The organism is Emcibacter nanhaiensis, assembly GCF_006385175.1.
GTDB classification, from domain to species: domain Bacteria; phylum Pseudomonadota; class Alphaproteobacteria; order Sphingomonadales; family Emcibacteraceae; genus Emcibacter; species Emcibacter nanhaiensis.
The window spans coordinates 322,083-347,097 of sequence record NZ_VFIY01000005.1; the positions used below are offsets into that span (position 1 = coordinate 322,083).

Consider the following 25,015-nt stretch of genomic DNA (forward strand, 5'->3'; position numbering starts at 1 on the left):
TGAATCTGCCTGTTACCTTTTTCTGCAGGATTGAACCATGACCGATAATGATAAAAAATCCGCCAATGCCCTGTGGGGTGGTCGTTTTGCGGCCGGCCCCGCCGAAATCATGGAGAAAATCAATGCCTCCATCGGTTTCGACAAACAGTTATACGCCCAGGACATCCAGGGGTCAAAGGCACACTGCAAGATGTTGGTGGCCCGGGGCATTATTTCAAGGGACGACGGGGACGCCATCCTGGGGGGGCTCGATCAGGTGAAAGACGAGATCGAGGCGGGCAAGATGACCTGGGACCCGGCGCTGGAAGACATCCACATGCATGTGGAATCCCGGCTCAAGGAAATCATCGGTGAACCCGCCGGCCGGCTGCACACCGCCCGCTCCCGCAATGACCAGGTGGCGACCGATTTCAAACTCTGGACCCGCGACGCCATCGACCAGATGGACGAGGCTTTAGGCGGCCTGCAGACCGTCCTGGTGGACAAGGCCGACAAATATGCGGAGGTGATCCTGCCCGGCTTCACCCATTTGCAGAGCGCCCAGCCGGTCACCTTCGGTCATCACCTGCTGGCCTATTTCGAAATGTTTGCCCGCGACCGGGGACGCCTGCAGGATGCCCGCACCCGGCTCAATGAATCCCCGCTCGGGGCGGCGGCGCTGGCCGGCACCTCCTTCGACACAGATCGTTTCATGACCGCAACGGAACTGGGCTTTGACCGGCCGACCGCCAACAGCCTCGACAGTGTATCCGACCGTGACTTCGCGCTCGAGTTTCTGGCCGCGGCCAGCATCTGCGCCACCCATGTGTCGCGGCTGGCGGAGGAGATCGTGATCTGGTCTTCGGCCCAGTTCGATTACATCAACCTGAGCCACAAATTCACCACCGGGTCCTCAATCATGCCGCAGAAGAAAAATCCCGACGCGGCCGAACTGTGCCGGGCCAAGGCGGGACGCATTATCGGTGCACTGAACAGCCTGTTGATCGTGATGAAGGGGCTGCCGCTGGCCTATTCCAAGGATATGCAGGAAGACAAGGAAGCCACCTTCGACGCCGCCAACGCCTTCAGCCTGATCATCGCCGCCATGGCCGGCATGGTCGACGATATGGAAGTGAAGGCCGACAAGATGCTGGCCTCAACCCAGAGCGGCTTTATCACCGCCACCGACCTGGCCGACTGGCTGGTCCGGGTTCTGGGCATGCCGTTCCGCGACGCCCATCATGTGACGGGAACGCTCGTTGCGAAGGCGGAACAAAAAGGCTGTGACCTGGATGGCCTGACGCTGGAAGAAATGCAGGCGGTGGAAGGACGGATTACTGACGACGTCTTTTCCGTGCTGTCGGTGGAAAATTCCGTGGCCAGCCGCACCAGTTACGGCGGGACTGCCCCCGCACGGGTGCGGGAGCAGGTAAAGGCTGCGCGCGAGCGGCTGAAAAGCTAAGCCGCGGGGCTTAGAGCTCCATCTTGCTCGGGTCCATGGTGAAAATGCACAGCTTGTTGCCGTCCAGGTCCCGGAAATAAGCGCCGTAAAAGCCGGGGATACGTTCACCCGGTTCACCTTCGTCCGTGCCGCCCAGCTCAATGGCTTTGGCGTAGAAACTGTCTACTTCCTCTTCTGAATTGGCGGCCAGGGCCACCATCATGCCGTTGCCGACGGTGGCCGGATTGCCGTCAAAGGGCTTCATGACGATGATCATCGGGCTGCCCGGCCCGGTGGCCCAGGAAATGCCCCGGTCGGTTTCAAAACCGCGCCCGGCGTTGAGCAGGCCCAGCAGCTGGTCATAAAATCCGGCCGCTTTCTGAAGATCATTTGTGCCAATGGTTACATATCCGATCATTATATTTTCCTCCTTCTGTGGCTAAGACAGCAAGGAGCCTACGCTGCTTCCGGCCGTCCGGCAAGAGGCAAGGCCGCATAGCCGGTCAATAAAATGTGAAAAGGCATTTGATTCAAGTTTGCCGTGTCTGTTAAGAAGAGCGAAAGACCTTCAAGGCCAAACTTGGCGCCGGGTGTGCGGGGCGGAAAAAAAGGACGTGAAAAATGAAATATTACCTTGTGATTCTGGCGGCGTTTGTTCTGGCCTCCTGCAGTGTACCGCTTGTTCCCGGCATCTGACCGGAACGCCAGGTCCCGCCAATCCCTCTATCGGCGTATAATTATCATGGAATAATTTGTTTGCTGATGCTAGACAGGCATCAGGAGAACACCATGATATTGAGTGCTGAACAGAAAATTCGTCTTCCGGGCCGCCTTCTGGCAATGGCTGTGATGGTTTGCGGTTTGTGCCTGCTGCAGGGGTGCGGCAAGAAAAGTCCGCTGGAGCCGCCGCCGGGCTACAAGGGCGCGCAGGAGACCGGCACTCAAAATTCCGGTGACTAAGTAACAAAGCCCACGCCAGGATAAGGATAAGACTATGGATCATTTCGGTTACCGGAATGGTGAGATGTATGCGGAGGAGGTACCCCTCCGGGAAATCGCGGACGCCGTCGGAACGCCCTTTTACTGTTATTCCAGCGCCACCCTGGAGCGGCATTACCAGGTTTTCACGGAAGCTTTTGCCAAACAGGGCCTCGACCTGTTGCTGTGCTATGCGGTCAAGGCCAACACCAACCAAGCGGTGATCGGTACCCTGGCAGCCCGGGGCAGCGGCGCCGATGTGGTCTCTGAAGGCGAATTGCGCCGGGCGCTCAAAGCCGGGGTTCCGGCGGAAAAAATCGTCTATTCCGGCGTCGCCAAGACGGCCCGGGAAATGGCCTTCGCCCTGGAAAGCGGCATCTATCAGTTCAATGTGGAATCCGTGCCCGAGCTGCACCAGCTGAGCCAGGTGGCGAGCGAAATGGGACAAGAGGCGGCCATCGCTTTCCGGATCAATCCCGATGTGGACGCCAAAACCCATGCCAAGATTTCCACCGGCAAGTCGGAAAATAAATTCGGCGTGCCCTGGGTGCATGCCCGCGACATCTATGCCGAGGCGGCGCGCCTGCCGGGCATTCGGGTGGTCGGGCTGGATGTTCACATCGGCTCCCAGCTTACTCAGCTGGAACCCTTCCGCGAAGCCTTCGAGCGGGTCGCCGGCCTGATTGAACAGCTCCGCGCCGACGGTCATGAAATTTCCCGCCTGGATCTGGGCGGCGGCCTCGGCATTCCCTATGACCCGACCGATCCCGAACCGCCGTCCCCGGACGCCTATGCGGCCATGGTCAAGGAGGTGGTCGGGCATCTGGGATGCCGGATCATTATTGAGCCGGGACGGCTGCTGGTCGGCAATGCGGGCATCCTGGTCAGCCGGGTCATTTATGTGAAAGAAGGCGAAGAGCGGAAATTCCTGATTATCGATGCGGCCATGAACGATCTGGTAAGACCCAGCATGTATGATGCCTATCATGAAATTGTGCCGGTGCTCGAAACCGATGAGATGCCGGAACCGTGTGATGTGGTGGGCCCGGTCTGTGAAACCGGTGACACATTTGCCCGCGCTCGCCCGATCCCGCCGCTGGGAAGCGGGGATTTGCTGGCGATTCGCTCGGCGGGTGCCTATGGCGCGGTCATGTCGTCCACATACAATACGCGACTTCTGGTCCCTGAAGTTCTTGTAAAAGATGGGAAATTCGCGGTTATCCGGCCCCGTCAGTCTTACGAGCAACTGATTGGACTTGATCAGCTTCCCGACTGGCTGGCACAATAGGGGAAACTGACCGGAGAGTTGCGATTAAAGAAAATACAGGTATCCCGGGGTCCGGCCGGACCGGCTTGACGTCTTTGACCCGCGCCCTGCTGCAGAGCGGCGCCGTCCTTCTGTTATATATTGGATTGTCTTTGCTGGATGTCTGGGGTTATTTGCCGCCTCTCGTCCATCTTGCTGTTTGCGGGCTGACAATCGGTCTCGCTGTCAGTGCCTTTTCCCTGTCCCTCAAAAGCCGGCGCGCGCCCTCCCTGTTCCCGATGATGCGGAATTTTGGCCTGTGCGCGCTTTTGGTGGGGCTGCTGGCGCTTGTCGCCGGTGACGACCTGGACCGGCGCTGGACCCTGGCCATCCACCCGGCGGCCCTGTTTGACTATCCGGTTGCGCGGGTGCAGGCCCGGGTGATCCCGCCAGCCTATACCGGGGCCCCGGTGCTGGACCATGAATTCATTGCTGACGGCGGCCGGTCCGTCGGGGCGGACCTTAACCCTATTCCGTCCGGTAGCCGGCTAAAGGTGCGGCTGGAAAACAGTCCCTGGCCGGCCGTGCTGAAGGCCGGACGCAGGGAAGTGCGTCTCGAGGAAACTAGTCCCGGCGTTTATGAAGGCGAATTGGTGATTGAGCAGGCCACCAACTGGCAGGTCCGGCGCGGCAGCGAAAAACTGGGCAGCTGGCCGATCATTTTGTTGCAGGACCAGGCGCCGGAAATCCAGCAGTTTGACATGGCGGAAGAACTGACGTCCCTGGGGCTGGCCTCTTTCACATTGAATGTGGCTGACGATTATGGCCTGAGCCGGGTCCGGATCCGCGTCACCCAGCCTGATCGTCCGGAAGCAGAGCCCTACGAGAAGGATCTGCCGCTGGAGGAATTGCGCACCTACGACGGTCAATTCTATGTGGACTTGTCCATGTCCAACGCAGCCGGTGGGCCGGCCACCCTGTCCCTGATTGCCGAAGATCAGGCGGGGCAGGCAAGTCAGAAGGATATTTCCGGGGTTCACATCCCGCGCCGGCAGTTCGCCGACGCCATGGCCGGAAAATTCGCCAGCCTGCGCGAGGAACTGTTACAACACCCGGAGAACCGCCAGTCCGTGGCCCGGCAGCTGATGGCCCTGAGCCTGCTGCCCGGGGAAGACAGCGATTCTCCGGTCTATCACCTGGCCCTCAGATCCGCTTACTGGCGCCTGGTCAGCCCGTCTGATCCCGGAGACCCGGAGGAAGCCCGCCGGATCCTGTGGGATCTGGCCAATCTGGCGGAGTCCGGCGCCCATGGCCAGCTTGAACTTGCGCTGGTGGAAAAGCTGGACGACATCCGCCTGCTTTTGCTGCAGGGGAAACCGGCCGAGCGGGTGAGGCAGGAACTGGGCCTTCTCGATGATTTGTTTGCCCAGTTGGCCGGCAAGCAGAAAAAGACCCTGCTGTCCAGTGATGAAATCCTTGATCACCGCGTCCTGCATAAACTCTATGGCCGGGTGCTTTATTATGCCGACAAGCGGCATCACGATAAGGCGGAGCGGTTGATGGACTATCTGCGCACGGCCCTGGTCAACCAGGATGTGTCGTTTCTCACCATCGGCGGCTACAGCCGGTTTGTGGCGGCGACCCAGGGACAGCAGATCATGGACAACCTGATTACCATCCAGAAGCGCCTGCTGGCCAACAGCTACAAGGGCGGCCTGAAAGCGGAAATTGTCACCACCGACAAGACCGGCCACTATGAAGCCCGGGTGCGCCGGGAGTGGCAGGAATGGAGCCAAACCCAGAGCCGGATCGGGGACTCCCTGGACCAGCTGTCCTCGGCTCTGATCGGCAGCGGCATTGATTCACGTGATGATGTCGAGGAGGTCCATCGCCTGATCCGTGATGTGCTGGCCAGCCTGGAAGCCGGGCAGATGGAGACCGCAGCACAATATCAGTCGCAGATCCTGGTGCTGCTCAATAACCTGAAACACCGGCTGGGCGAGGAATTGTCCCACGGCACGCTGATGCGGGCGCTGGAAGAAAAGGAAAGCGGCAGTTAGGGTAGCAGCCGCCCTCAGGCGCCGATCGCCGATTTACCGGGCCGCTGCGGATCCTGGCCCAGGACATGATCGACCGCCTCGCAGATTTCATCCAGAGAGAAAGGTTTGCTGATCACATCGTGAATCAGGGCTTCCAGATTGTGGGCCCGTTGTTTTTCATGGGCGAAGCCGGTCATCATCAGGATCGGCATGTCGGGATAGGCGGCAGAAGCTTTGAGCGCCAGGGAAATGCCGTCCATGACCGGCATGACAATGTCTGTCAGCAGCAAATCATAATGATCCTTGCTGAGCGCATCGGCAGCAGCGCCGCCGTCGGCCGCCACAGTTGTGGTATGGCCACGCAGCTGCAGTGCCCGGCTCACAAAGGAGCTGACCGCTTCTTCATCTTCTGCAATCAGGATATGTGCCATAGTGTCGCTCATTAACCATAAAAGGGTTTATCTATCCCCTGATAGCGGAAAATCCTTTATATTTGCTTTACGCAAATAAAGGTTTTAACAGGCAAATATAGCATAATTCGGGCATCGAAGGCGAATCCAGCCGGGGAAAAACGCGCTTTATCCTTCAGTAAAACTGACGCGAAGGTCGCGGGCATCGGCCGGCGGATTGGGCAGGGAAGTTTCAAATTCGACCACTTCATCGGCAGACAGGATCCCCGGCGAAGTCATGAAGGTCCAGTTCCTGATGGTCACGCCGCGCGCGTCCTGAAGGGCGACTTGGAGGGTCGGCACCTCCTGTTTCGTTTCGCTGATGTTATGAACTTCTCCGCGCACCACCAGATAGGGGGTGCCGTTGCGCACTTCCTTGGAGGGGATCAGGTTCTGGATCTCCAGCCGTTCGGAGATCGGGATTTTCGGTTCTTCCTGTTTTTTCTCGGCAGTCCGGTCCGGGCCGTGGGAATTATCGAGGCCGATCGCTTCGTACAGTTTGGCCGAAGGCGGCCAGAATTCGCTGACCGGGCCGTGGAAAATCAGCAGGGAACTGATCACGGCGGTGACGAAAATGCAGAGTGAAATCCAGCCCCATTTGCTCGAGCTGTGGTTATGGTTCTGCAGGGCCGGCAGGTTGGAGCCCTTGGGAATTGGCCGTGGCCTTTTCTTGCGCTGGCGGATGGACAGGTCGAAATCGGCCCCTGACGCCTCTTCTTCGACCTGGACCTGAGGTTGCGAGACCGTTTCGGCTTCCGGCTCCGGCTCCGGCTGAGGCGTTTCCTCTGCTATACTGACCTTTTCCTCGGCCTCTTCGACCACCGGGATATCCGCTGCCGGCGGGTCTTCATGCCAGGTGTGGCGGCATTTGGCACAACGTACCCTGCGGCCTGCAGGAAGCAGGGCCTTGGGATCCACCACATATTTGGCTTGGCATTCAGGGCAGGTCAGTATCATGCAGGTGCCTGTATTATAAGCCTTTTTATAGAATACATCGTAACCATACTTATAGTCTGCCGATTCCCCCTATGCAAGAGTCCTGACAATCGGGCATGATTTTGACATCATTTGGACGAAGATGGAAAAAGAATTGGCCGATCTGTCCCTTTGAAACTTGCGTTGGGACGCGTCGGCCGGATATGCTCTGTCAAAAGTTACAAAGACGAAAAGGCCAGGAAGTGATCCGTTTCGAAAATGTAGGTATGCGATATGGGATGGGCTCGGAGGTTCTGAAGGATATTTCCTTTGACCTGGAACCGGGTTCGCTTCATTTTCTGACCGGCCCGAGCGGCGCCGGCAAGACTTCTCTCCTGAGACTCATGTATCTGGCCCACCGGCCGTCCCGCGGGACGATCAGCATGTTCAACCAGGATGTCAGCGCCACCGAACGCAAGGGGCTGCCCAGGTTGCGGCGGCGGATCGGCGTGGTGTTCCAGGATTTCCGCCTGCTCGACCATCTGACGGCGGTGGAAAACGTTGCACTTCCGTTACGGATTGCCGGCGGGAAGGGCAAGGAAATTGACGAGCATGTGGAAGAGCTTCTGGCCTGGGTTGGTCTTAAGGACCGGATGGCGGCCCGGCCGTCCACCCTGTCCGGAGGGGAAAAACAGCGGGTCGCCATTGCCCGGGCGGTGATCAACCGGCCGGATTTGCTGCTCGCGGACGAGCCCACCGGCAATGTGGACCCGGAAATGGCGGAACGGCTGATGTATCTTTTTGTGGAACTGAACAAGCTGGGCACAACAACGGTCATCGCCACCCACGACATGTCGCTGGTGCGCAAGATCGGCGCCGACCGGATGCATCTGCATGACGGTCATCTGCAGATGGTCAGGGCCGGGGAGACGCCGCTTAGTCCGGTTGGGGAAAATTAATCATGGCACATAGTTTCAGGTTCCTGCCCGATGAGAAGGATCACGAGGCAACCCGGCTCCTGCCCTGGGTGATGGCGGTTATGGTGTATCTCAGCGCCCTGTCGCTGACCGGCGGCATTCTGGTTCACAAGGGATTTGGCGGCTGGACCGAAAGCCTGTCCAATCGCCTGACCATCCAGATCAGCGTCGAGGATGCCGCAGAACGCGAGCAGATGGTCACGACGACCCGGGAGATACTGGAAAAAACACCGGGGGTCATGACAGTCCGGCGCCTGAGCGATCAGGAGATTGCCGACCTGCTTGAGCCCTGGCTCGGCGAAGGCAATATCACCGGCGACCTGCCGGTACCGGCGATGATGGATGTGCAGATCGACAGCCGGCTGGCGCTGAACCTGAAGGCGCTTTCCAGTCGTCTTCACCAGCTGTCGGACAAGATTCATATTGACGATCACCAGAAGTGGCTCGGACATTTTGTCCGGCTGACCCGGATGGTGGAATATGTGGCGCTCGGGATTTTTCTGCTGGTGATCCTGGCGACTGTGGCCATTGTAATTTTCGGCACCAAGGCCGGCTTGGCGGAACATAAGGAAACCATCAAAATCATGCACTTGATGGGAGCGGAGGACAGCCTGGTTGCCCAGGCCTATCAGAAAAGATTTATGCGGCACGGGATCAAGGGCGGCGTGGTCGGGCTTGTCCTGGCGCTGCTGACAATCTTTGCCATGGCCAAACTGGTCCAGAATCTGGCCCAGGGTCTGGTGGAGGCGCCGGACGTTCCCTATCTGGAAATGTTGCTGCTCCTGCTGCTGCCCCTGCTGTCCGGTCTGATTTCAATGGTGACAGCGCGTATTACCGTGATCAAGGAACTGGCCAGGACAATGTGATCCCCGGACAATGTGATCAATGGGGGGGAAGTATTGGAGGACCTCCCGGCAGTCCGGTAAGAATGTAGAAGGAGTTTGCTGACGTTAATTTCAGCGATCAGGCATGAAGTTATTTTATTATATAGCAATAAGCCTTTTTCTGATCTGGCTGGGCGGCTTCGGCTGGTTCCTGCACGGGCTGTCGGCGGAACAGGACCTGTCTGCCCGGAAAGCCGATGCTATCGTGGTGCTGACCGGCGGCCGCAATCGTCTGGAAGAGGCGGCAAAACTTCTCAAAAACCACATGGGTGAGAAACTGTTCATCTCGGGGGTCAATGAAGTCGTCACCGAGCAGGAGCTTTATGACTATCTGGACAGCGGAGAAGAGCTTGCAGACTGCTGTATTGAAATCGGCCGGGAAGCACTGAACACCGAAGGCAACGCCCGCGAGACGGCGCTGTGGATGACCCGGAACCATTACACGTCGCTCCGTCTGGTCACCTCCCTGGAGCATATGCCCCGGGCCCTGGTGGAAATGAAACGCTTTATGCCGGAAACGGAAATCATTGGTCACCCGGTCGGAAACTGGCGGCCGGAAAATACCAGGTTCTATTCCCTGGCGCGGGAATATAATAAATATGTTTTCAGTCTTGTCAGAGCGGTTCTGACTGATAAATTGACGTCGGAAAAATCATTGGAGGAACAGCCCGGTTAACTTGCCTCGAAGGGGGATGAGAAGCTGTGGTAAACGGATGGAAGCCGGGGGAGCAGGGTGCGGTCGGGATTATTTAAACTGGTTTTTTACACATGGAGCACGGTCTTTTGTATCCTGTTCCTGCCAACAATGCTGCTGCCTCGCAAGTATCTGGTCAAGGGGCAGACCCTGTGGTCGCACAGCGTGGTGTTCCTGACGAGGGTTATCGGCGGTATCCGGCTGGAGGTGCGGGGCCGGAAAAACCTGCCCGCTGAGCCCTCTATTGTGGCCATGAAGCATCAATCCGCCTTTGATACCTTTATCATTCATTCCCTGTTTAAAGATCCGGCCATCGTCATGAAGGCCGAACTGTTGCGTATTCCGATCTATGGGGTCTTCTGCCGCAAGTCCGGGATGATTCCCATTGACCGGAGCGCCGGCGCCAGTTCGCTGCGCAAGATGATGAAGGCCTCCGGCAAGGCCCTGGCGGCCGGCCGGCCGGTGATTATTTTTCCGGAAGGGACTCGCACCCTGCCGGGCGAACACCACCCTTATCAGCCGGGAATTTCCGGCCTTTACCGGCATCTGGACAAGCCGGTGGTGCCGGTTGCGGTAAATTCAGGACTATACTGGCCCAAGTCAGGAAAGGTCCGGCCGGGGGGGACCATCGTGATAGAATTTCTTGAGCCGATTGCGCCCGGAATGGGCAAGACGGAGTTCCTGCCCCTGCTGGAGCAGCAGATAGAGAGTGCCAGCCAGCGCCTTCTGCCCGACCCCTCCGGAAGGGAAAATGTTACCTGACGGTTCCCCCTCACCGGCAGGGAAACGGATATTTTATTTCTTTTGAGGGCCGGCCATATATGCTATGCCCGAACCAAGAGGGTGGGATTACAGGACGGAACGAATGCGCTTTAAGGCTCTGGTTGTTACAGTATTGCTTGTGGTCGGGGGCTATACGGCCTTTTGGTTCTATATTGCCGGAAAAGTTGAAGAGAAAGCGAGAATCTGGATCGCCGCCCAGGAAAGCCGGGGCGTTCACGCCTTTTACGGCGACCTGGCCGTAGAGGGTTTCCCTTACAAGATCGTTGTCAAGCTGTCGGAATTGAAAGTTGAACTGGCGCCGGAGCTGACCCGGCGCGGTGAAGCGAATCTGATCTTTCCGGAAGTGGCCATTGTCGCGTTCCCCTGGAAGCTGAACCACGCGGTGCTGAGCAGCGCTTATGGCGACGTCGTCCTCGGGCCGATGCAGTCGCCGGATATGACCATGGCGGTGGACGGCCTGAAAGCCTCGCTGGTCCTGGACCGGGACAGTCGCCAGCCCGAGCGGTTATCGCTGACGTCGGAGCGCCTGTCCTGGGCCTACAGCAGTCTGGGGGACAAGGTGCCGCCGTCAGAAGCCCGTAACCTGCAGCTGCATGTGCGACGCGCCCTGGAGGTGACTGACGGCCGGCAGGCCATGGAGCTGCCGGCCCTGCTGGAAGTATTCCTTTCTGCCGAGGATGTGGTGGCCCATGAGATACCGGTGGGGATTTTTGGCAAAAAGGCAGATCTCATCCGCCTCCACACCGTTCTGCATGCGTCCGAATTTCCCCGCTATGACCGGGAGGGTCTGTCCAGATGGCGGGACGAGGGCGGCACCCTGGCTGTCCGTACGCTGGAAGTCCGTTCCGGCAAGATGGAATTTGCCATGGACGGGGAACTGACCCTGGATCAGGACCTGAAGCCGCTCGGCGCCTTCTCTTCCCAGATTCGGGGGCTGGACCATATCGTAGCGGTCTTGTCCGGCCACTCCGGCTTCCAGGAAGAGCCCGGCTCCATGATCCTCGAGGAACTGAAAAACATGGGTGAAAACGAGGGGGACAAGGGAAAAATGCTGTCCCTGGCGATCAGCCTGCAGAACGGCCTGCTTTTCCTCGGGCCGATCCCGGTCTATGAACTGGCCCCGCTGGCGGCGGAATAATCAGTCTTTTGCCTGTTTCTCGGGCGGGATTTCGTGGGGACGACCGAAATCCGGGGCTTCCTCGTCCTGACCGGCTTCGATGATCTGCCTGCGCACCTCGCGGGTGTGGCTGAACAGGTTGAACAGCGCGTCGCCGTCGCCCCAGCGTATGGCCCGCTGCAGCGCGGTCAGGTCCTCGGTGAAGCGGCCCAGCATCTCCAGCACCGCCTCCTTGTTGTTCAGGAACACATCCCGCCACATGGTGGGATCTGAGGCGGCAATACGGGTGAAATCGCGGAAACCACCAGCGGAGAATTTGATCACTTCCGAATCCGTCACCCCTTCAAGGTCATGGGCGGTGCCGACGATGTTATAGGCGATCAGGTGGGGTATATGGGAGGTGATGGCCAGCACCAGGTCGTGATGCTCCGGCGTCATGATCTCCACTTTGCTGCCAAAGGCTTCCCACATTTTCTTCAGTTTTTCCACGGCCTCCGGATCGGCGTCTTGCGGCGGCGTCAGGATCGCCCAGCGCCCGGCAAACAGGCTGGCGAATCCGGCCTCGGGTCCGGACTGTTCGGTCCCGGCGACCGGGTGGCCCGGGATCAGGTGAACATGTTCGGGCAGCACCCCGCTCAGGGCCTTGAGCACACAGCCCTTGACCGAGCCCACATCGGTGACGGTGGCGCCAAAGTCCAGGGCCTGGCCGATGGCCTGGCCGATGTCGCCGTAGGTGCCGACCGGCGTCGCCAGGATCACCAGGTCTGACCCGTCGACCGCCTTTTGCAGGTCGGCTTCTGTCTTGTCCGCCAGTTTCAGTTCCGCCACCTTGTCGAGGCACTCCGGGCTGGCGTCACAGGCAACGATGATTTCGCAGACGCCGTTTTCCCGCAGCGCCCGGGCGACGGACGATCCGATCAGGCCTAAACCGATGATGGTGGCTTGTTTAAACAGGGTCATGTCAGGCGTCCATAAATTCCTTGAGCAGGGCGACAACCGCCCGGTTGTCCTCTTCCAGGCCGACGGTCAGTCTCAGGCAGTTGCCAAGCCCCTGGCCCGGCAGCCATCTCAGAATATAGCCCTTTTTCAGTAAAAATTCATTGGCGGCTTCGGCGCTTTTTTCCCCGCCCGGGAACCGGATCAGGATAAAATTGGTCACGCTCGGCACCACCTGCAGGCCGAGGGCGCCAATTTCCGCAGTGAGCCAGCCGAGCCAGTGGCTGTTGTGCGCCACGGCCTGTTCCTCGAAGGCGATATCGGTGAGCGCGGCAGTGCCGGCCAGCTCGGTCGGGGTCGGCACATTGAACGGGTCGCGCAGCCGGTCCAGGTTGGCGGCCACGTCCGCCGAAGCATAGCCCCAGCCGAGCCGCAGTGCCGCCAAGCCGTAAAGCTTGGAGAAGGTGCGGGTCATCAGCACATTGGAAGCTGACGACGCCAGCGCAATGCCGGCTTCGTAATCCTGGGCGGCGACAAATTCCGCATAGGCCGCATCCAGCACCAGCAATACATTGTCCGGCAGCCCCCGATGTAAACGTTCCACTTCCGGAACGGAGATATAGGTGCCGGTCGGATTGTTGGGATTGGCCAGGAACACCAGCCGGGTCTTGTCGCTCACGCTGGCCAGGATCTTGTCCACATCGGCGGTATAGTCCTTGTCCTCCGATTCCACCGGCACGCCGCCGACGGATTTGGCGGCGATGGGGTACATCATGAAGCCGTAGCGGCTGTAGATCACCTCGTCGCCCGGCGCCACATAGGCGCGGCAGGCCAGCTTGAGGATTTCGTCAGAGCCGATGCCGCAGACGATCCGTTTCGCCTCCAGGCCGTATTTGTCGGCGATGGTCTGTTTCAGGGTCGCATAGCTGGCGTCGGGATAGCGATGCAGGGTATGAACCGCGGCCGCATAGGCTTCCATGGCCTTGGGGCTCGGCCCCAGGGCTGATTCATTGGAGGATAGTTTTATCGCTTTTGCCACGCCATCTGTCTTGGATTTGCCGCCTTCATATACTTCAAGGCTTTCAATCCACGGCCGTGGGACCAGTCCGCTCATCTTGCTACCTGCTTTGTCAGAAATATTGGCACTCATCGGTACGGCACAGGCTGTACCGGTGGATTTGTTCTATCTGCAACGGCCCGGAACTGCAAGATGATATTCGGTGAAACTGCGCCTAAAACAAAGAATTTATTGACTTATATGGGCTCTGGGTTAAGACAGACTGACAACAGAAGGCAGATTATGACAGGCACAGAGATACAGGAAATTCAGGATGACGGCATTGCCGAGGTGGCGGTCCTTGGCGTGGACAAGCCGCTGCGTCTTGATTCTGGTGCCGCGCTCGGTCCCATTCATGTGGCCTATAAAAGCTGGGGCACCCTGAATGAGGACAAGTCCAATGTGGTGCTGATCTGCCATGCCCTGACCGGCGATCATTATGTGCGCGGCGTCAATCCCATCACCGGCAAACCGGGCTGGTGGCAGAATATGGTCGGCCCCGGTTGCCCGATCGATACCGACCGTTTCTATGTGATCTGCGCCAATGTGCTGGGTTCCTGCTGCGGCACCACCGGCCCGGCCGAGATCAACCCGGCCACCGGCAAACCTTACGGGCTCGATTTTCCGGTCATCACCATTCGCGACATGGTCAAAACCCAGGCCCTGCTGCTGGACCATCTTGGTATTGACGAGATTTTTGCCGTGGTCGGCGGCTCCATGGGCGGTATGCAGGCCCTGCAGTGGGCGTCGCTGTACCCGGACCGGGTGCGCAGTGTGGTCGCGATCGCCACCTGCTGGCGCCATTCGGCCCAGAATATTGCCTTCCACGAGGTGGGGCGCCAGGCCATCATGGCCGACCCCAACTGGAAGGGCGGGCGTTATTATGACGAAAAGGACAGTCCCCACGCCGGTCTGGCCGTGGCCCGCATGGCGGCCCATATCACCTATATGTCGGAAAGCGGGCTGACCAACCGGTTCGGCCGCAACCTGCAGGACCGGGAGGCGCTGACCTTTGGTTTCGATGCCGACTTCCAGATCGAGAGCTACCTGCGTCACCAGGGCATTTCCTTTGTCGACCGCTTTGACGCCAACAGCTACCTCTATATCACCCGCGCCATGGATTATTACGATCTGTCGGCGGACCATAACGGCGTGCTGGCCGAGGCATTCCGTGGCACCAAATCCCGCTTCTGCATCCTGTCGTTCAATTCGGACTGGCTGTACACCACCGAGGAGAGCCGGGAAATCGTCCGCGCCCTGAATGGTGTCGGCGCCCGGGTCAGCTTTGCCGATATCGACATGGACAAGGGCCATGACAGCTTCCTGCTCGAGTGCCCGGAACTGGATGATATCATCCGCGGCTTCCTTGTTTCGCAGGCGGAACAAAAAGGCGGAGGGCTGTCATGAACCGAGCTGCCGAATATGGTCCCAAGGATATCCGCGTCGACCTGCTGCTGATTGCCGACATGATCGGGGAAGGCTCCAGCGTGCTGGATGTGGGCTGCGGCGACGGGGTGCTGCTGGATTATCTGGTGCACCAGAAGAAGGTCGACGGCCGCGGCATCGAGATCAGCCCGGAAGGGGTCAACAAAAGCATTGCCAAGGGGTTGAGCGTGATCCAGGGCGATGCGGAGACGGACATCGTCCATTACCCGGATGACAGCTTTGATGTGGTGATCCTGAGCCACACCCTGCAGGCCATGAACCGGCCGGACCTGATGCTGGACCAGCTGCTCAGGGTCGGGCGCAAGGCCATCGTCTCCTTCCCCAATTTCGGTTACTGGCGGGTGCGTGGCGGCCTGTTTTTCAAGGGCACCATGCCGGTCACCAGGAACCTGGATTATCCCTGGTATTCCACGCCCAACATTCATTTCTGCACCATCCGCGACTTTGTCCAGCTGTGTCAGGAAAAGAATATCCGCATTGAACAGCAGATGGCCATCAACAGCAGCGGTCATCGCATGTCGTTCGACAGCCTGTGGTTCTCCAATATTTTTGCCACCCAGGGCCTGTTCGTCATCAGCCGCGGCTAGACCTTAACCGGCTTGGTCTTTACCCTTGTCACTCTGACCGGTCAGGCCTTTCAGGAAGTCGACGGGAACCGGGAACACCAGGGTGGAACTCTTGTCGGAGGCGATATCCTGCAGGGCGGTCAGGTAGCGTAACTGCATGGCTTCCGGCCGCCCGGCCAGGATTTGCCCGGCGTTGAGCAGTTCGTCGGCCGCCTGGCGCTCCCCTTCGGCGGAAATGATCTTGGCCCGCCGGATCCTCTCGGTTTCCGCCTGTTTGGCGATAGCGCGGATCATGCTCTGGTCCAGGTCCACATGTTTCAGCTCCACGTTGGAGACTTTGATTCCCCAGGCGTCGGTCTGTTCGTCCAGGATATTGCGGATGTCCTGGTTGAGCCGGTCCCTTTCGGCCAGCATCTCGTCCAGGTCATGCTGGCCGAGCACCGAGCGCAGGGTGGTCTGGGCCAGCTGGCTGGTGGCATATCGGAAATCCTCGACTTCAATGATAGCCCGCTGGGAGTCGATCACCCGGTAATAGACCACGGCATTGACGTGCACGGACACATTGTCCTTGGAGATCACATCCTGTTCCGGCACATCCATGACTGTGGTCCTGAGGTCGACCCGGACCATCTGCTGGATGATGGGGATGACGATGATCAGGCCGGGGCCTTTGACTTTCCAGAAGCGGCCAAGCTGGAAAACGACTCCCCGTTCATATTCCCGGAGAATGCGGATGGCCGACAGCAGCAGCGCCAGAACAAAAAAGATTGCCACATAGAGGGGAACTGAAAATTCAAATGTCATGGTCTGCCTCCTTTTGTTCGCTGTTCTGGACCTGCTCGACGACAAGCCGCAGGCCCTCCAGATCGGTCACTTTTACCCGGCTGTGACCGGGCAGCTTTTCCGGGCCGCGGGCTTTCCAGACCTCCCCGCGGATTCTGATGTGTCCTGTGCCCCCGGACCAGTCGATCACTTCGCCCGGCGCCCCGACCAGGGCTTCCGGTCCGGTCGTGACCGGACGTCGCCAGGCCTTGATGGCCATATACATGATGCCGAGCAGCAGCAGGCCGGACACAAGCGCGATGGAGCCGATAATGGGAATTGAAATGGCCATGCCCGGGACATCCGTATCAATCAGGATGATCGAGCCGATGACCAGGGCGATCAGGCCGCCAAGGCCCAGAACCCCGAAGGCGGGAACAAACATTTCCGCAATCAACAGGACCAGGCCCAGCAATATCAACGCCAGGCCGGCATAGTTGACCGGCAGAAGCTGAAGGGCGTATAGCGCCAGCAGCAGGCTGATGGCACCGGTCACACCGGGCAGGATGGTGCCGGGGTTCCAGAACTCGATGATCAGGCCGTAGATGCCGACCATCAACAGGATATAGGCGACATTCGGATTGGTGATGACGGAAAGAAGTTCGGTGCGCCAGTCCGGCGCTGCCACCCGGACCGCCAGTCCGCTTGTTTTCAGGGTAACGATATCGGTGCCGAGCTTGACGGAGCGGCCGTCCATCTGGGCCAGGAGATCCGGAATATCCGTGGCCAGAATATCGATGACGCCCATTTCCAGAGCTTTGGCGGCGGACAGACTGACGGCTTCGCGTACCGCCCGCTCGGCCCAGTCAGCATTTCGTCCGCGCATTTCCGCCAGGCTGCGGATATAGGCGGCGGCGTCATTGATCGCCTTGTCTTCCAGGCCCGGATGCTCGGCAGCCGGTTTGGCTCCCTCCCCGGCGCTACCCTTTGGCTGTGCGGGAGTGGGCAGGCCGCCGATTTGCACCGGTGTTGCAGCCCCCAGGTTGGTGCCCGGCGCCATGGCCGAAATATGACAGGCATAGAGGATATAGGTGCCGGCACTGGCGGCCCGGCCACCGCCGGGGGCAACGAAGCAGGCGACGGGAACCGGCGACGTCATGATGGCTTTGATGATATCGCGCATGGAGTTGTCGAGCCCACCCGGCGTGTCCAGGCGCAGGATGATCAGCGGGTTGCCTTCCTGTTCCGCCTGTTCCATGCCCCGCACCACATAGTCGCTGACCGCCGGGCCAATCGGGCCTTTAATATCGAGAAGGGTGACGTCCCCTTGGCCGGCATATAAGGGAACCGGCGCCTTCAGGAGGAGAAGCAACAGCGAGATCAGGAGAGCAGACAGCCAACGCTGCCGCCCCCTCGTGAGGGAGAAGTGAGCTATTCTGCGGAACTGGTATCTTGTTTCCATCGCCATCACCCCCGACTTGCACAGGAAGAATAATTTTGCGGAAGAATAAACCTGCCCTGTATCCCGGGCCTTCTGCGGTGCCCTGACAGTCACAAGTCTATCACAGGGGGGAGGGAAAGGCACCCCATGATGCGGCGAGGCCTCTATTTGCGGTTGCGTTGCATCCGGTTGCCAGCCAGGGCCGGCTTGCGCACCCGCTGTTTCGCGCGGTTGCCGCTATCGGCGGCATAGATCTGTTTTTCCGCTTCGATGACCAGGGTGCCGGCGAAATTGGACCAGAAGCGCTGGCCGGTTTTTTCCATGGCGGCGAGCAGGGAAATCATGGTCCGGCTCTTGAACGGCGGCAGGGTCAGGGCGGAGGTGGCGCTGGTTGGAGTCAGCATGTTATCCGCCAGCATCTGGCGGATCTGGCTGGTGCTGTAGGGGGTGCCATGCCCGAACGGGGTACTGTCACTGCGGGCCCAGAAGCCCATGCGGTTGGGCACCACCAGCAGCACGCGGCCGCCCGGCGCCAGAGTGCGCCAGACTTCACGCAACAGGTGCCGCTTGTGATCGGAATGTTCCAGCATATGGACCATGACGATGCGGTCCATGCTGGCGTCCTGCAGCGGCAGGTGCCGCTCATTGGCCAGGGCGCAGAGATTGCCGCCGTAGGTGCCTTCGCGATTGCCGTGGAAGCGGGGCCAGCGGATCACGCCCTGCTGGGCCGGCATGATGGCGATGGTGTGGCGGGCTTCTTCCCGGAATGGATCCAGGTAAGGGGTGGCATAGCCAAGGCCCAGGACTTCCATGCCGTGCACGGTAGGCCAGAGAGTTCTGATCTGGTTGCGGATCAGCCGGGCGGCGACCTTGCCCAGCGGGGATTGGTAAAAGGCGCGCAGATCTACCACATCCTGATACATTGGCGCGCCTCCTTTTCTGTAATGTAACAACCGGGTCTCATCTGGAAACCGATTTTACCGCACAACCCGGGAGTCTGTTAAGTGATATATTGACCGCCGTTGATATTCAGGGTGGAGCCGGTAATAAAGCCGGCCTCATCGGCGGCCAGGAACACCACGGCCCGGGCGATTTCCTCGGGCTCGCCAAGGCGGCCGACCGGAATCTGGGCGATGATTTTTTCCAGCACTTTTTCCGGCACGGCGCGCACCATGTCGGTGCCGATATATCCCGGGGCGATGGCGTTGGCGGTGACGCCGTAACGGGCGCCTTCCTGGGCCAGGGCCTTGACGAAGCCGATGTCCCCGGCTTTGGCGGCGGAATAGTTGGTCTGGCCCATCTGGCCCTTGACCCCGTTGATGGAGCTGATGCAGATCACCCGGCCGAAACCGCGCTCCTTCATGCCGTCCCATACGGATTTGGTCATGTTGAAATTGGACGTGAGGTCTGTGTCAATCACCGCATCCCACATGCTCTTGTCCATTTTGCTGAGCGTGGCGTCCCGGGTGATGCCGGCATTGTTGACCAGCACTTCCACCGGCCCCAGGTCTTTTTCGATCTGGGCCATGCCGGCCTGGCAGGCATCAAAGTCACTCACATCCCATTTATAGACCGCAATCCCGGTGTCTTCCTTGAATTTGGCGGCGGCCTCGTCATTGCCGGCATAATTGGCGGCTACGGTATAGCCGGCATCTTTGAGGGCCTGGGATATAGCGGCGCCGATACCACGGGTGCCGCCGGTGACAACTGCTATTCTGGACATATGTTTCTCCTCACCGTCTCTAGCTGTAACTGTTTGGGTTTCTGTCTTTTTTATTGTTTTTATTTTGTCTCCCCGGATGATGAGCACCCGGGGAGGGTCTTTAAGCTATATCTCTCAGGGCCGTTCAACACAGACCGCGACACCCATGCCGCCGCCGATGCACAATGTGGCCAGGCCTTTCTTGGCGTCGCGGCGTTTCATTTCATGCAGCAGGGTGCAGAAAATGCGCGCGCCGCTGGCGCCGATCGGGTGACCGATGGCGATGGCGCCGCCGTTGACATTGACCTTGTCCGTATCCCAGCCCATGTCGCGGTTCACGGCACAGGCCTGGACGGCAAAGGCTTCATTGGCTTCGATCAGGTCAAGGTCGTCCTTGTCCCAGCCGGCCTTTTCCAGCGCCTTGCGGCTGGCCGGGATCGGGCCGATGCCCATGATGCTGGGGTCCACCCCGGCGGTGGCCCAGGATTTGATGACCGCCAGCGGGGTCAGGCCGCGCTTCTCGGCTTCTGCCACCGGCATCAGCATGACCGCGGCGGCGCCGTCGTTGATGCCGCTGGCATTGGCGGCGGTGACGGAGCCTTCCTTGTTAAAGGCGGGGCGTACGCCGGACACGCTGTCCATGGTCACTCCCTTGCGGATATATTCGTCTTCTTCGACGATGGTGTCGCCCTTGCGGCCCTTAATGGTGACCGGCACGATCTCGTCCCTGAATTTGCCGGCGGCCTGGGCGGCCTCGGCCTTGTTCTGGGAGGCGACGGCAAAGGCATCCTGTTCCTCGCGGCCGATCTGCCATTCGCGGGCGATATTTTCCGCGGTGACACCCATATGCATGACACCGAAGGCGTCGGTCAGACCGTCCTTGATCATGGTGTCTTCGAACTGGGCCGGGCCCATTTTGACGCCGCCGCGCAGCTGGGCGGCATGGGGCGCCTGGCTCATGCTTTCCTGGCCGCCGGCAATCATGATGGTGGCATCGCCGCAGCGAATCGCCTGGCTGGCCAGGGCGACGGCACGCAGGCCGGAACCGCAAACCTGGTTCATGCCCCAGGCTGTGGTCTCCTTGGGCAGGCCGGCATTGATGACGGCCTGGCGGGCCGGATTCATACCGGTAGCAGCGGTCAGGACCTGGCCCAGGATCACTTCATCCACATCGGCCGGGTCGACACCGGTCTCTTCCAGCAGGGCGCGGAGAACTATCTCTCCCAGGTAGTGGGCCGGTACACTGCTGAGCGCTCCGTTGAAGGAGCCGACAGGGGTGCGGCGGGCGGCAACAATGGCGATGTCTGTCATATTACTTCCTTGTCTTTCAGTTTATTTCCCGGCTGTCTGGTGGATCAGGTGCCGGGCGAGTTGTTTCTTGTCTCCAATGAACGATTTCCGAACAAAGTATATGATGTCCGGCAGGTTTCGTCCGTTATTGTTTCGTTACATCAGCACAACAACTATAGTGCGCCGCAACATAATCTTGCAATGGGCTACTCAAAAAAAATCACTGAAATATTCTGCCTTCGGCCTGTCTTACAATAGACAGCCAGTCTTTTCAATTATTTTATAGTCTAATTATTATTTGTAATATTATTTTATATATTCAGTAATTTTTGGCCATAATATTTTATCGGCGCCATATCCGGCGATCATGTTGACATGGCCGCTGGCCGCCGAGGTATGGGTCGCATCAGGCAAGTGCTTCAGGATATCTTTCGCAGATGCAGGGGGCACGATCCGGTCCCGCTCCGGGGTGATCACATGGCAGGGCAGGGTAATTTCCTCGGGCAGGATGGTTCTGCCTTCCACCTGCCATTCGCCCTTGTGGGGCAGGTTGTCCCGGTACCAGCGGTTCAGGCAGTCAAAGGCCAGGTTGAGCGCCAGCGGCGCGCCCTCGTTGGCCCAGTCCTCGATGGCGACAAATATCTCTGTTTTGGGGTCATCGGGATCGAGGGTGGCGAAACGGCGGAACTTGCGGTCCGACAGGGTTGGGTCCAGGCTGAAGAAAAACAACTGCATCACATCCATGGGGACCACGCCCAGGTCCCGGAACAGTTCCTGCGATTTATCCATCAACTTCAGGAAGCCTTCCAGCTGCACATTGCGTTCGGCATGGAAGTCCCATGGCGTGGCGACCAGGGTCAGGCTGTCCAGCACGCCTTCGTCCTTCAGGATATGGGCGGCGGCAATGGCCAGGTTGCCGCCCATGCAATAGCCCAGCAGATGCACCGGGCGGCCGCGGCGGTTGGCAATTTCCCGGATCATGGGCACCAGCCGGCTCGTGATATAGTCATCAAGTCCGAACAGTTTTTCCAGCGGGCCCGGGGCGTCCCAGTCCATCAGATAAGGCCTCAAGCCTTCTCCGGCCAGGTAGCGCATCAGGCTGTGGTCTTCCATCAGGTCCAGGACGTGGTAGCTGTTGACCAGCGACGGCACGGCAATAACCACCGGTTCGTCGCCTTTGGCATTGGGGGCATAGTCCAGCAGCCGGGTGCTGCCGCTTTCCAGCGCTGCCGGCGGTTCCGGGACGCAACGGCGGTAGGGATGGTTCTGGTAGGCTTCGATTCCCTGCATCATGGTCATGAGCCGTTCCTGCGCCTTGAGCATGACGGTCTGCTGCAGCAGCAGCATATCCTCCTTCTCAAGCTTTGCCCGCAGTTTCCGGGCAGTCTCGGCCCGGGCCGGATGGCAGTGCAGACCGTCCAGCAGGAACAGGGGCAGGCTGGCGGCCGCGCTCATCCATTCGCTGGTGGCGGTGGCCACATGCAGCGGCAGGGGCCGGGGCCCGGTGCGCTTGGTCAAAGGAGTAGGAGACTCGTCCGTCATGACGTCAGTATAAACCGGACCGCATCGGGACAGAACAGGGAAAATAAAAAGCCCCGCAAATTCTGCGGGGCTTTCGAAAACTTTAAGCTGTTGCCGTCAGGCGTCAGTTGGCTTTCGGTGTGGCGACCACATAGTTCAGCACACCGGCCTGGCGGACACCTTCGACCACTTCGATCACCTTGCCGGAGGTGGCGTCACGGTCGGCCTTGATCACCACGGACGGGGTATCCATCTTGGCCTTGTCCCGCTCCACGTTGGGGCGCACGGCGCGCACATCGATGCGGCGCTTGTTGTACCAGACCTCGTCACGGGCGGTAATATCGATAAAGATACTCTGGGCCTCGGTGTTTTCGCTCTTCTGAGAGCTGTCCGGACGGTTCAGTTCAACCCCGGTTTCCTTCAGGAAGGAGGCGGTAACGATAAAAAAGATCAACATAATAAAGACGATGTCGAGCATCGGTGTCATGTCGATGTCGGCTTCGTCCTGTGCTGCTTTATGTTTGTGACGCATGTAAAACTCCCTTGTTCGGCAACAGTTATATTGGATTAGTTTTGCTTTTCCAACCCAAAAGTGAATTTAAACCGAAGTCCGGTGTCGGGGACGGGGACGGCATTTGATATTCTTGCTTTATATTTAAAATTTCTGATCGAGGCGAGAGCAGTTTCCTCAAAAATTTCGTTAGAAGAGTCAATTACATAAGGGTCTACAACCCGTCCTTCCGCGCTAAGATCAAAACCAACGACGACGTAACCCGACAGACCCGCCTGTGCGGCAGCAAGGGGGTACAGGGGCGGCTCGCCGCTGACAAATTCGGATTCACTGTGGACGAATCCGGGGCAGGTTGTGGCGGGCCAGTTTGGAATTCCGAACCCGATTCCCGTCAGCGCTTTCGCCTCCGCCGCCGTCATCTGCTGCATGATATAGAACAGACCGAAGGTGACCGTCAGCGCCAGGAAAAGGGAGAAGCCCGCCCGGGTAATCATCACGGACGGGACTTCTCCACCGCTGCGGGGTGTCAGAATGCCGGGCATGGCTCAGGCGTCGTCCTGCAGTTCGAAGGTGAATTTATACATCAGGTTGCCCTGGGCCACCGGGGTGCCGTTCACCACTTTCGGCTTGTATTTGAATTTGCGGATCGCCCGGAGCGCGCTGCGGTCAAACAGGCCGCTGGAGGATTCAATGACATAGGCATCGCTGACCGCGCCGGTCTTGTCGACGGTGAAGCCGACGACCACATAGCCGCTCAGGCCCTTGCGCGCGGCGGCCGCCGGATACTCGGGGGCGATGGCGGTAATGGCATAGACTTCGCCGTCAGAAAAACCAACCGCATTCTTACCGGGCAGGCCGGTCGGGGCGGAGCCGCCTATCGGATCCGGATTGAGGGAAATGCCGGTGCCGGGAGTTGGCTCCGGCGGCAGGGTGTCTTCGAAGACAACGTCAACCGGTTCCGGCCGGTCAGGCATTTTCGGGGTGTTGTCGATATCCCGGATGTCCCTCACGGTGCCGATCACGACCGGGATCGGATCGCGCTCCGGCGCCAGCCGGATCTCGGGGGCTGCGACCATCTGCTGCATGAAGAAAAACAGCCCGAACGTGACCAGGGCGGCCAGGGAAAAACTTGTTCCAGTACGTGCAATCATGTCTACCTCCTCTTATTAGCAATGTTATAAATTAACATTTTTGTTATAAAATAACAATATATGACTATGCGGAGGAAGTCACAGTCCCGGATCAGTCTTTGTCGGAGGGGCGTTTGCTCTGGCTGGCGGACAGGGTCTCGACCCATTTTTCCAGCGCCTTGGGATCGGTGGCCCAGACGGTCAGATTCTGCTGCCAGAAATCCAGATACTGCTCGGCCAGCTCCTCGAGGGTGGGGGAGGAGGGCTTGGTTTCCGACTCCGGCCGGGGCGGTGTGGTCTTGGTTTCCTTTGGCATACCGGCAGACTAACACCGGATTCGGCGGGCAAAAACCCCTTATTGGACCATTGGCCGCATTTTTGTTATTGTTGCGCAGCATTTTTCTTGCGCCCTGCAGCATTTTTACAGCATGATACCGGCTGCACACAATTGCATGCAGGAAAGGAAGCAGCCGAACCATCAGGGTTTCTGCTGTGTATAGGGGTCAAGTTGTTTTAAAAGGGAATTGGGATTTTGGCTAAAAAAGATAAAACGGAAAACGGGCAGATTGTCATAAAAAAATATGCCAATCGCCGCCTGTATAATACGGACAGCAGCAGTTATGTCACGCTGGACGACCTGGCGACCATGGTCCGCGACGGCAAGGACTTTATCGTGCGCGACGCCAAGAGCGGCGAGGACATCACCCACAGTGTCCTGACGCAGATTATTTTCGAAGAGGAAAGCAAGGGCGAGACCCTGCTGCCGATCAATTTCCTGCGCCAGCTGATCAGCTTTTACGGCGGCGGCCTGCAGCAGGTGGTGCCGGATTATCTGGAATCCAGCATGTCCATGTTCGCGGAAAACCAGGAGCGGTTTCGTCAGTTCGTGGAGGAAAATTTCTCCTCCGGCACGCCGTTCTCCTTCAAGTCGTTCAAGCCGTTCGAGGAGATGACCCGGCAGAATATGGCCGCCTTTGAAAATGCCATGCAGATGTTCAGTCCGTTCCACGGCATTCCCCAGCCGGAAACAAAGGAAAAAGAAAAAGCGGAGGAAGGCGCCAAGGGGGATGAGCAACTGAGCAAGCTGCAGGAACAGCTTGCCGCCATGCAGCAGCAGCTGCAGGAACTGCAGAAAAAATAATCCACATCCA

The 25,015-nt window shown here is 59.0% G+C and carries 27 protein-coding genes; 12 read left to right on the plus strand and 15 right to left on the minus strand.

All coding sequences use genetic code 11. The annotated features are described in order from the left end of the window. Window positions 1-37 precede the first annotated feature (37 nt). Window positions 38-1,441 (plus strand): argininosuccinate lyase, encoded by a 1,404-nt coding sequence (argH, locus tag FIV46_RS05435; protein ID WP_139939189.1) that lies wholly within the window; start codon window positions 38-40, stop codon window positions 1,439-1,441. A gap of 10 nt (window positions 1,442-1,451) precedes the next feature. On the opposite strand, the gene FIV46_RS05440 is transcribed toward argH, so the two are convergent. Beyond that, window positions 1,452-1,838 (minus strand): VOC family protein, encoded by a 387-nt coding sequence (locus FIV46_RS05440; RefSeq protein ID WP_139939191.1) that lies wholly within the window; start codon window positions 1,836-1,838, stop codon window positions 1,452-1,454. 371 nt (window positions 1,839-2,209) lie between these two features. Between FIV46_RS05440 and FIV46_RS18055 the strand changes: the two genes are divergently transcribed. The 3 genes from FIV46_RS18055 (at window position 2,210) to FIV46_RS05450 (ending at window position 5,704) form a co-directional block, all read left to right on the plus strand. Further along, on the plus strand, window positions 2,210-2,380 hold the full coding sequence (locus tag FIV46_RS18055) for a lipoprotein (protein WP_181163066.1): 171 nt from the start codon (window positions 2,210-2,212) through the stop codon (window positions 2,378-2,380). A gap of 34 nt (window positions 2,381-2,414) precedes the next feature. Beyond that, complete coding sequence (lysA, locus tag FIV46_RS05445; RefSeq protein WP_139939193.1) at window positions 2,415-3,686, plus strand: diaminopimelate decarboxylase; 1,272 nt, start codon at window positions 2,415-2,417, stop codon at window positions 3,684-3,686. 65 nt (window positions 3,687-3,751) lie between these two features. After that, on the plus strand, window positions 3,752-5,704 hold the full coding sequence (locus FIV46_RS05450) for a DUF4175 family protein (protein WP_139939195.1): 1,953 nt from the start codon (window positions 3,752-3,754) through the stop codon (window positions 5,702-5,704). Window positions 5,705-5,718: 14 nt separating this feature from the next. Here FIV46_RS05450 and FIV46_RS05455 read toward each other — a convergent pair whose 3' ends face one another. Further along, the gene (locus FIV46_RS05455; protein ID WP_139939197.1) at window positions 5,719-6,114 is read right to left on the minus strand and encodes a response regulator; all 396 of its coding nucleotides are present in this window, start codon (window positions 6,112-6,114) and stop codon (window positions 5,719-5,721) included. A gap of 147 nt (window positions 6,115-6,261) precedes the next feature. Continuing rightward, the gene (locus FIV46_RS05460) at window positions 6,262-7,089 is read right to left on the minus strand and encodes a zinc-ribbon domain-containing protein (protein ID WP_139939199.1); all 828 of its coding nucleotides are present in this window, start codon (window positions 7,087-7,089) and stop codon (window positions 6,262-6,264) included. Window positions 7,090-7,271: 182 nt separating this feature from the next. Between FIV46_RS05460 and ftsE the strand changes: the two genes are divergently transcribed. The 5 genes from ftsE (at window position 7,272) to FIV46_RS05485 (ending at window position 11,523) form a co-directional block, all read left to right on the plus strand. Beyond that, window positions 7,272-8,006: a cell division ATP-binding protein FtsE gene (ftsE, locus tag FIV46_RS05465; RefSeq protein WP_139939201.1), complete on the plus strand. Its 735-nt coding sequence runs from the start codon at window positions 7,272-7,274 to the stop codon at window positions 8,004-8,006. 2 nt (window positions 8,007-8,008) lie between these two features. Further along, window positions 8,009-8,890, plus strand: a complete 882-nt coding sequence (locus tag FIV46_RS05470) for a cell division protein FtsX (RefSeq protein WP_139939203.1) — start codon at window positions 8,009-8,011, stop codon at window positions 8,888-8,890. 103 nt (window positions 8,891-8,993) lie between these two features. Next, window positions 8,994-9,584, plus strand: a complete 591-nt coding sequence (locus FIV46_RS05475; RefSeq protein WP_139939205.1) for a YdcF family protein — start codon at window positions 8,994-8,996, stop codon at window positions 9,582-9,584. 129 nt (window positions 9,585-9,713) lie between these two features. Continuing rightward, window positions 9,714-10,364, plus strand: a complete 651-nt coding sequence (locus FIV46_RS05480) for a lysophospholipid acyltransferase family protein (RefSeq protein ID WP_139939207.1) — start codon at window positions 9,714-9,716, stop codon at window positions 10,362-10,364. Window positions 10,365-10,467: 103 nt separating this feature from the next. Beyond that, a complete protein-coding gene (locus FIV46_RS05485; RefSeq protein WP_181163067.1) occupies window positions 10,468-11,523 on the plus strand; it encodes a DUF2125 domain-containing protein in 1,056 nt (351 codons plus the stop codon). Here FIV46_RS05485 and FIV46_RS05490 read toward each other — a convergent pair whose 3' ends face one another. Continuing rightward, window positions 11,524-12,462: a prephenate/arogenate dehydrogenase family protein gene (locus FIV46_RS05490; protein ID WP_139939210.1), complete on the minus strand. Its 939-nt coding sequence runs from the start codon at window positions 12,460-12,462 to the stop codon at window positions 11,524-11,526. It lies immediately after the preceding gene. A gap of 1 nt (window position 12,463) precedes the next feature. Further along, complete coding sequence (hisC, locus tag FIV46_RS05495; RefSeq protein ID WP_139939212.1) at window positions 12,464-13,552, minus strand: histidinol-phosphate transaminase; 1,089 nt, start codon at window positions 13,550-13,552, stop codon at window positions 12,464-12,466. A gap of 186 nt (window positions 13,553-13,738) precedes the next feature. On the opposite strand from hisC, the gene metX reads away from it, so the two are divergent. Both metX and metW read left to right on the plus strand, forming a co-directional pair. Continuing rightward, the gene (gene metX, locus FIV46_RS05500; protein ID WP_139939214.1) at window positions 13,739-14,902 is read left to right on the plus strand and encodes a homoserine O-acetyltransferase MetX; all 1,164 of its coding nucleotides are present in this window, start codon (window positions 13,739-13,741) and stop codon (window positions 14,900-14,902) included. Further along, window positions 14,899-15,528 (plus strand): methionine biosynthesis protein MetW, encoded by a 630-nt coding sequence (metW, locus tag FIV46_RS05505; RefSeq protein ID WP_139939216.1) that lies wholly within the window; start codon window positions 14,899-14,901, stop codon window positions 15,526-15,528. The genes metX and metW overlap by 4 nt, the downstream gene beginning before the upstream one ends. A gap of 3 nt (window positions 15,529-15,531) precedes the next feature. Here metW and FIV46_RS05510 read toward each other — a convergent pair whose 3' ends face one another. The 10 genes from FIV46_RS05510 to FIV46_RS05555 form a co-directional block, all read right to left on the minus strand. Then, window positions 15,532-16,311, minus strand: a complete 780-nt coding sequence (locus FIV46_RS05510) for a slipin family protein (protein ID WP_139939218.1) — start codon at window positions 16,309-16,311, stop codon at window positions 15,532-15,534. Then, complete coding sequence (locus tag FIV46_RS05515; RefSeq protein ID WP_181163068.1) at window positions 16,301-17,731, minus strand: NfeD family protein; 1,431 nt, start codon at window positions 17,729-17,731, stop codon at window positions 16,301-16,303. Before FIV46_RS05515 ends, FIV46_RS05510 begins: the two co-directional genes overlap by 11 nt. Window positions 17,732-17,874: 143 nt before the next feature. After that, window positions 17,875-18,633, minus strand: coding sequence for a class I SAM-dependent methyltransferase (locus FIV46_RS05520; protein ID WP_139939222.1), 759 nt, complete (start codon window positions 18,631-18,633; stop codon window positions 17,875-17,877). 77 nt (window positions 18,634-18,710) lie between these two features. Further along, entirely contained in the window at window positions 18,711-19,433 is a 723-nt protein-coding gene (gene phbB / locus FIV46_RS05525; RefSeq protein WP_139939223.1) for an acetoacetyl-CoA reductase, read from the minus strand. 114 nt (window positions 19,434-19,547) lie between these two features. Continuing rightward, on the minus strand, window positions 19,548-20,723 hold the full coding sequence (locus FIV46_RS05530; protein WP_139939225.1) for an acetyl-CoA C-acetyltransferase: 1,176 nt from the start codon (window positions 20,721-20,723) through the stop codon (window positions 19,548-19,550). A 285-nt stretch (window positions 20,724-21,008) separates the two neighbouring features. Beyond that, on the minus strand, window positions 21,009-22,244 hold the full coding sequence (locus tag FIV46_RS05535; protein ID WP_139939227.1) for an alpha/beta fold hydrolase: 1,236 nt from the start codon (window positions 22,242-22,244) through the stop codon (window positions 21,009-21,011). A 103-nt stretch (window positions 22,245-22,347) separates the two neighbouring features. Further along, window positions 22,348-22,755, minus strand: a complete 408-nt coding sequence (locus FIV46_RS05540; RefSeq protein ID WP_139939229.1) for an ExbD/TolR family protein — start codon at window positions 22,753-22,755, stop codon at window positions 22,348-22,350. Window positions 22,756-22,790: 35 nt separating this feature from the next. Continuing rightward, complete coding sequence (locus FIV46_RS05545) at window positions 22,791-23,276, minus strand: energy transducer TonB (protein WP_139939231.1); 486 nt, start codon at window positions 23,274-23,276, stop codon at window positions 22,791-22,793. A gap of 3 nt (window positions 23,277-23,279) precedes the next feature. Beyond that, complete coding sequence (locus FIV46_RS05550; protein ID WP_139939233.1) at window positions 23,280-23,885, minus strand: energy transducer TonB; 606 nt, start codon at window positions 23,883-23,885, stop codon at window positions 23,280-23,282. Window positions 23,886-23,976: 91 nt separating this feature from the next. Continuing rightward, complete coding sequence (locus tag FIV46_RS05555) at window positions 23,977-24,180, minus strand: hypothetical protein (RefSeq protein ID WP_139939235.1); 204 nt, start codon at window positions 24,178-24,180, stop codon at window positions 23,977-23,979. 216 nt (window positions 24,181-24,396) lie between these two features. Here FIV46_RS05555 and phaR point away from each other — a divergent pair, with 216 nt between their 5' ends. Continuing rightward, window positions 24,397-25,005: a polyhydroxyalkanoate synthesis repressor PhaR gene (gene phaR, locus FIV46_RS05560; protein ID WP_139939237.1), complete on the plus strand. Its 609-nt coding sequence runs from the start codon at window positions 24,397-24,399 to the stop codon at window positions 25,003-25,005. Window positions 25,006-25,015 lie beyond the last annotated feature (10 nt).